This is a genomic window from Pseudomonas sp. EGD-AK9, assembly GCF_000465935.2.
Lineage (GTDB): Bacteria > Pseudomonadota > Gammaproteobacteria > Pseudomonadales > Pseudomonadaceae > Aquipseudomonas.
Genome location: NZ_AVOF01000214.1, coordinates 1 through 5,633 on the forward strand (window position 1 = coordinate 1; position 5,633 = coordinate 5,633).

Below are 5,633 nucleotides of genomic sequence, written 5' to 3' on the forward strand. Positions count from 1 at the left end.
GCGGCGGCGTCGCCGGCCTGGTCGAGCTTGTCGAGGCTCATGTCCGCGACCTGCGGGTTGTGCTTGCTTGCGGCGGCTGCTTCGGCGCCGTCTTCCTTGTCGAATTCATCCCAGCTCAGCATGGCTTGGCTCCTGCGTGAGGGCCGGTGAAAGGCCGGCCTGTATGGATATACAGATGTTTTGATTATGTTCCGTTGCGTACAGCGCGCAAGGGCAAAACGGGTACCGCTGGTCAGGGCGGCGGCGGGTGGCCTGCCGCTCTGGCCGGTGCCCCTCGACCCGGTGGGGAGAAGGGGCGGGAATGCTTGGGGAGGGGCTGTTCTGGTTGCTGTAGCCGCGGGTCGTTCCGCGAGATTCGTGGCTGAAGCCGCTCCTACAGGGCGCAATAGAATAGCTTTTTCCTCTCCCTAACCCTCTCCCGCAAGCGGGAGAGGTGTGTTGCTTTGGATCTGTGCTTTGGGCTCGACGGTCGAGCGCGTAGCTGAGCGAGTGAGCGCTAGGCGCCTGGTAGGTCGGAGCCCCTGAGCGTACGACTGTACGTGATGGGGGCCGACCTGCCAGGCAACGACGCGGGCGCCGCTCAGATGCGTGCGCTTACTGGCACGCCTCGCAGTCCGGCTCGTCGATGGCACAGGCCTTGGGTACCGGGGCCGGCGCCGGAGCGGCTTGCTCCGGGGCCTTGGCCGGTGCGGCGCTAAGGCCGCTGTCGCCACCGCTGGACACCGCGTTGAGCTTGCCGGTGTTGATGGTGGACTTCTCGGTGCTGGTGGCGGCCAGGGCACGGAGGTAGTAGGTGGTCTTCAGGCCACGGTACCAGGCCATGCGGTAGGTCACGTCCAGCTTCTTGCCGCTGGCGCCGGCGATGTACAGGTTCAGCGACTGGGCCTGGTCGATCCACTTCTGGCGGCGGCTGGCGGCGTCGACGATCCACTTGGTCTCCACTTCGAAGGCGGTGGCGTAGAGGTCCTTGAGGTCCTGCGGGATGCGCTCGATCTGCTGCACGGAGCCGTCGTAGTACTTCAGGTCGTTGACCATGACGCTGTCCCACAGGCCGCGGTTCTTCAGGTCGCGCACCAGGTAGGGGTTGATCACGGTGAACTCGCCGGAGAGGTTCGACTTCACGTAGAGGTTCTGGTAGGTCGGCTCGATCGACTGCGACACGCCGGTGATGTTGGCGATGGTCGCGGTCGGCGCGATGGCCATGATGTTGGAGTTGCGGATGCCTTTCTGCACGCGCTCGCGCACCGGCGCCCAGTCCAGCGACTCGGTCAGGTCGACGTCGATGTACTTCTGGCCGCGGGCCTCGATCAGGATCTGCTGCGAGTCCAGCGGCAGGATGCCCTTGCTCCACAGCGAACCGTCGAAGGTGGAGTAGGCGCCGCGCTCGTCGGCCAGGTCGCAGGAAGCCTGGATGGCGTAGTAGCTGACCGCCTCCATGGACTTGTCGGCGAAGTCGACGGCGGCATCGGAACCGTAGGGGATGTGCTGCAGGTACAGCGCGTCCTGGAAGCCCATGATGCCCAGGCCGACCGGGCGGTGCTTGAAGTTGGAGTTCTGCGCCTGCGGCACGCTGTAGTAGTTGATGTCGATGACGTTATCGAGCATGCGTACAGCGGTCTTGACGGTTTTCTCCAGCTTGGCGGTGTCCAGCTTGCCGTCGACGATGTGGTTGACCAGGTTCACCGAACCCAGGTTGCACACGGCGATCTCGTCCTTGTTGGTGTTCAGGGTGATCTCGGTGCACAGGTTGGAGCTGTGCACCACGCCCACGTGCTGCTGCGGGCTGCGCAGGTTGCATGGGTCCTTGAAGGTCAGCCAGGGGTGGCCGGTCTCGAACAGCATCGAGAGCATCTTGCGCCACAGGTCCTTGGCGGCGATGGTCTTGAACAGCTTGATCTTGCCGTACTCGCAGAGGGCTTCGTAGTACTCGTAGCGCTCCTCGAAGGCCTTGCCGGTGAGGTCGTGCAGGTCCGGCACTTCGCTCGGGCTGAACAGGGTCCAGGGGCCGTCGTCGAACACGCGCTTCATGAACAGGTCGGGAATCCAGTTGGCGGTGTTCATGTCGTGGGTGCGGCGGCGGTCGTCGCCGGTGTTCTTGCGCAGCTCGAGGAATTCCTCGATGTCCATGTGCCAGGTTTCCAGGTAGGCGCACACCGCGCCCTTGCGCTTGCCGCCCTGGTTGACCGCTACGGCGGTGTCGTTGACCACCTTGAGGAAGGGCACGACGCCCTGGGATTTGCCGTTGGTGCCCTTGATGTAGGAGCCCAGCGCGCGCACCGGGGTCCAGTCGTTGCCCAGGCCGCCGGCGAATTTGCTCAGCATGGCGTTGTCGTGGATGGCGCTGTAGATGCCCGACAGGTCGTCCGGCACGGTGGTCAGGTAGCAGGACGACAGTTGCGGACGCAGGGTGCCGGCGTTGAACAGGGTCGGGGTGGACGCCATGTAGTCGAACGAGGACAGCAGGTTGTAGAACTCGATGGCGCGGTCTTCGCGGTTCTTCGGCTCTTCGATGGCCAGGCCCATGGCCACGCGCATAAAGAAGATCTGCGGCAGCTCGAAACGCACGCCGTCCTTGTGGATGAAGTAACGGTCGTACAGGGTCTGCAGGCCCAGGTAGGTGAACTGCTGGTCGCGCTCGTGGTTGATCGCGGCGCCCAGCTTGGCCAGGTCGTAGCCCTTGAGCTTGGCGTCGATCAGCTCGAACTCCACGCCCTTTTCCACGTAGGCGGGCAGCGCCTTGGCGTACAGCTCGGCCATTTCGTGGTGGGTGGCGCTGGCGGCCACGCCGAGGAAGCTCAGGCCTTCGGCGCGGATGTTGTCCATCAGCAGGCGGGCGGTGACGTAGCTGTAGTTTGGCTCGCGCTCCACCAGGGTACGGGCGGTCATCACCAGGGCGGTGTTGACGTCCTTCTCATTGACGCCGTCGTAGAGGTTCTTCAGGGTTTCGCGCTCGATCAACGCGCCGTCGACTTCGGCCAGGCCTTCGCAGGCTTCGCTGATGATGGTCTGCAGGCGGCCCATGTCCAGCGGCTGCAGGCTGCCGTCTGCGGCGGTGATGCGGATGCTCGGGTGCGGCTGGGCGATCTCGCTGGCGCCGGCCTTGCGCTTGGCGGCCTGGGCTTCGCGGTAGATCACGTAGTCGCGGGCGACCTTCTGCTCGCCGGCGCGCATCAGGGCCAGTTCGACCTGGTCCTGGATCTCTTCGATATGGATGGTGCCGCCGGACGGCATGCGGCGCTTGAAGGTGGCGGTGACCTGCTCGGTCAGGCGCGCGACGGTGTCATGGATACGCGACGAGGCGGCGGCGGTGCCGCCTTCCACTGCGAGGAACGCCTTGGTGATGGCCACGGTGATCTTGTCGTCGGTGTAGGGGACGACGGTGCCGTTACGCTTGATCACGCGCAGCTGGCCGGGCGCGGTGGCGGCCAGATCCGGGGTGGAATCGGCGCCCTGCGGCACGCTGGCCGGCGAGTTCTCGCGAGAAGTGTCGGTATGCATGGGGATCTCCGTGTTCTGTCATTTGTTTGTTGGACGCCACAGCAGTAGATGCCGTGCCATGTCCACCGTTCATTCCATTTCAACAACTGCACCGCATGCGGCACGGGGCCGGAGGCGGGCGACTTGCAAAGCGGTCAGGATGGGCACGATTTGGAGTGCCGTCCTGGCGCAAAAGTCTCGGTGGGGCAGTGCTGCACCCCGCCTACTAGATATAGTGGTCGGCTTGCAGCGTTGGCCGCGGCCTGACCGGCACGCAGAGGCACCGGGGTGCGGCTCTGCGGCTGCGCCCCGGCACCGCCGGGACGCGCGTATAAACAGCTGGTCGACACACCGGGACAAGCCTGGGAAAAGGGCTTGCGCGAGTCGTTCTTCTTGTGTTCGGTGGCCCGTGTTAACCCAACATCTGGTGGGTGCTGAGCGATGGGGATACAAGATAGTGCGCTGTTTGCGGCAATGCAAGGAGGCTGGGCAAGAACATCCTGTGGATAACTTGTGGGTGTTTTGTGGGTGAATCGCGCGGCATCCGGGCGAGCCCCCATGCTGCCTGGCTCTGACCGTTCGTCGTTGCCGGCGAGGGCGTCTCGCGGGTATTGCGAGGGTGCCGAAGGGGTCGCAGGTTAACACTACATCTAGTGTTATTGCAGCTTGATGGCATGAGCTGTGCAGTGCCTGGGCGGTTGTTACAATGCCGGCATTTTCCGGTCGCGGCAGTCGAGAGAGGATGAGGGCGTGGAACAAGAAGCGTGGCAGATCCTGATTGTCGAGGACGACCAGCGCCTGGCGCAGTTGACCCGTGAATACCTCGAAGGCAACGGCCTGCGCGTGGCCGTCGAGGCCGACGGCGCCCTGGCGGCGGCGCGGATTCTCGCCGAGCAGCCGGACCTGGTGATCCTCGACCTGATGCTGCCCGGCGAGGACGGCCTGAGCATCTGCCGCAAGGTGCGCGCCGGCTACCCGGGGCCGATCCTGATGCTCACCGCGCGCACCGACGACATGGACCAGGTGCTGGGCCTGGAGATGGGCGCCGACGACTACGTGTGCAAGCCGGTGCGCCCGCGCGTGCTGCTGGCGCGCATTCGCGCCCTGCTGCGGCGTCGCGAGGGCGTCGAGGCCGAGCGCGACGAGGGCGAGCCGCGGCGCCTGCAGTTCGGCCCGCTGGCCATCGACAACGCCATGCGCGAGGCCTGGCTGGGCGAGCAGGGCATCGAGCTGACCAGCGCCGAGTTCGACCTGCTCTGGCTGCTGGCGGTCAACGCCGGGCGCATCCTCTCGCGCGAGGAAATCTTCACCGCCCTGCGCGGCATCGAGTACGACGGCCAGGACCGCTCCATCGACGTGCGCATCTCGCGCATCCGGCCGAAGATCGGCGACGACCCGATGCACCCGCGGCTGATCAAGACGGTACGCAGCAAGGGCTACCTGTTCGTCGCCGAGGCGGCGCAGGCCATGGCATGAACTCCATCTTCCTGCGCATCTACGGCGGCATGCTGGCCGCCCTGGTGCTGGTGGCGCTGCTCGGCGTCGGCACCCTGCACCTGGTCAACGAGGTGCGCGCCGACCAGTACCGCGAGGGCCTGGCGCGCGGCACCTTCCGCCTGATGGCGGACAACCTGGCGCCGATGAACGAGGTGGAGCGCAAGCGCGCCCTGGCGGTGTGGTCGCGCCTGCTCGGCATCCCGCTCAGCCTGCAGAGCCTGGATCAGGCGCAGCTCGACAGCAGCGCGCGCAACCGCCTGCAGCGCGGGCAGATCCTGGTGCAGCAGACCGGGCCGCACTCGGCCAAGGTCCACGGCCTGCTCAGCGAGCACGAGCCGCTGCTGCTGACCGGCGAGATCCAGCAGATCAGCGAGCAGCTGGCGCGCGCCACCAACTACCTGCTGATCGACGAGCTGATCCGCCACCCGGTGGACGAGCAGCCCAGGCGCCTGGCCGAGCTGAAGGCGGCCAAGCAGTTCGGCTTCGACCTGCGCCTGGTGCGCCTGCAGGACGCCGGCCTCGACCTCGACCAGCGTCGCCGCATCGACGAGGGCGACACGGTGATGGCCCTCGGCAAGGGCGGCGACTCCATCCACGTGTTCTCCGGCATAGTCGATACGCCCTGGGTGCTGGAGATCGGCCCGCTGTACCAGATGAAC

At 65.8% G+C, this 5,633-nt stretch carries 2 protein-coding genes and 1 pseudogene; 2 read left to right on the forward strand and 1 reads right to left on the reverse strand.

What is annotated here, in order from left to right; genetic code table 11:
- Positions 1-594 precede the first annotated feature (594 nt).
- Positions 595-3,498, reverse strand: a complete 2,904-nt coding sequence (locus N878_RS11240; protein WP_021443753.1) for a ribonucleoside-diphosphate reductase subunit alpha — start codon at positions 3,496-3,498, stop codon at positions 595-597.
- A gap of 729 nt (positions 3,499-4,227) precedes the next feature.
- Between N878_RS11240 and N878_RS11245 the strand changes: the two genes are divergently transcribed.
- Both N878_RS11245 and N878_RS11250 read left to right on the forward strand, forming a co-directional pair.
- Complete coding sequence (locus N878_RS11245) at positions 4,228-4,953, forward strand: response regulator (RefSeq protein WP_021443754.1); 726 nt, start codon at positions 4,228-4,230, stop codon at positions 4,951-4,953.
- A pseudogene (locus N878_RS11250) lies at positions 4,950-5,633 on the forward strand (two-component sensor histidine kinase); the annotation flags it as partial. The gene N878_RS11245 and the pseudogene N878_RS11250, both read left to right, overlap by 4 nt.

Bases quoted from the DNA above. Each gene is read 5' to 3' on its own strand.
- N878_RS11240 (WP_021443753.1), bottom strand. From the start codon at position 3,498: ATGCATACCGACACTTCTCGCGAGAACTCGCCGGCCAGCGTGCCGCAG.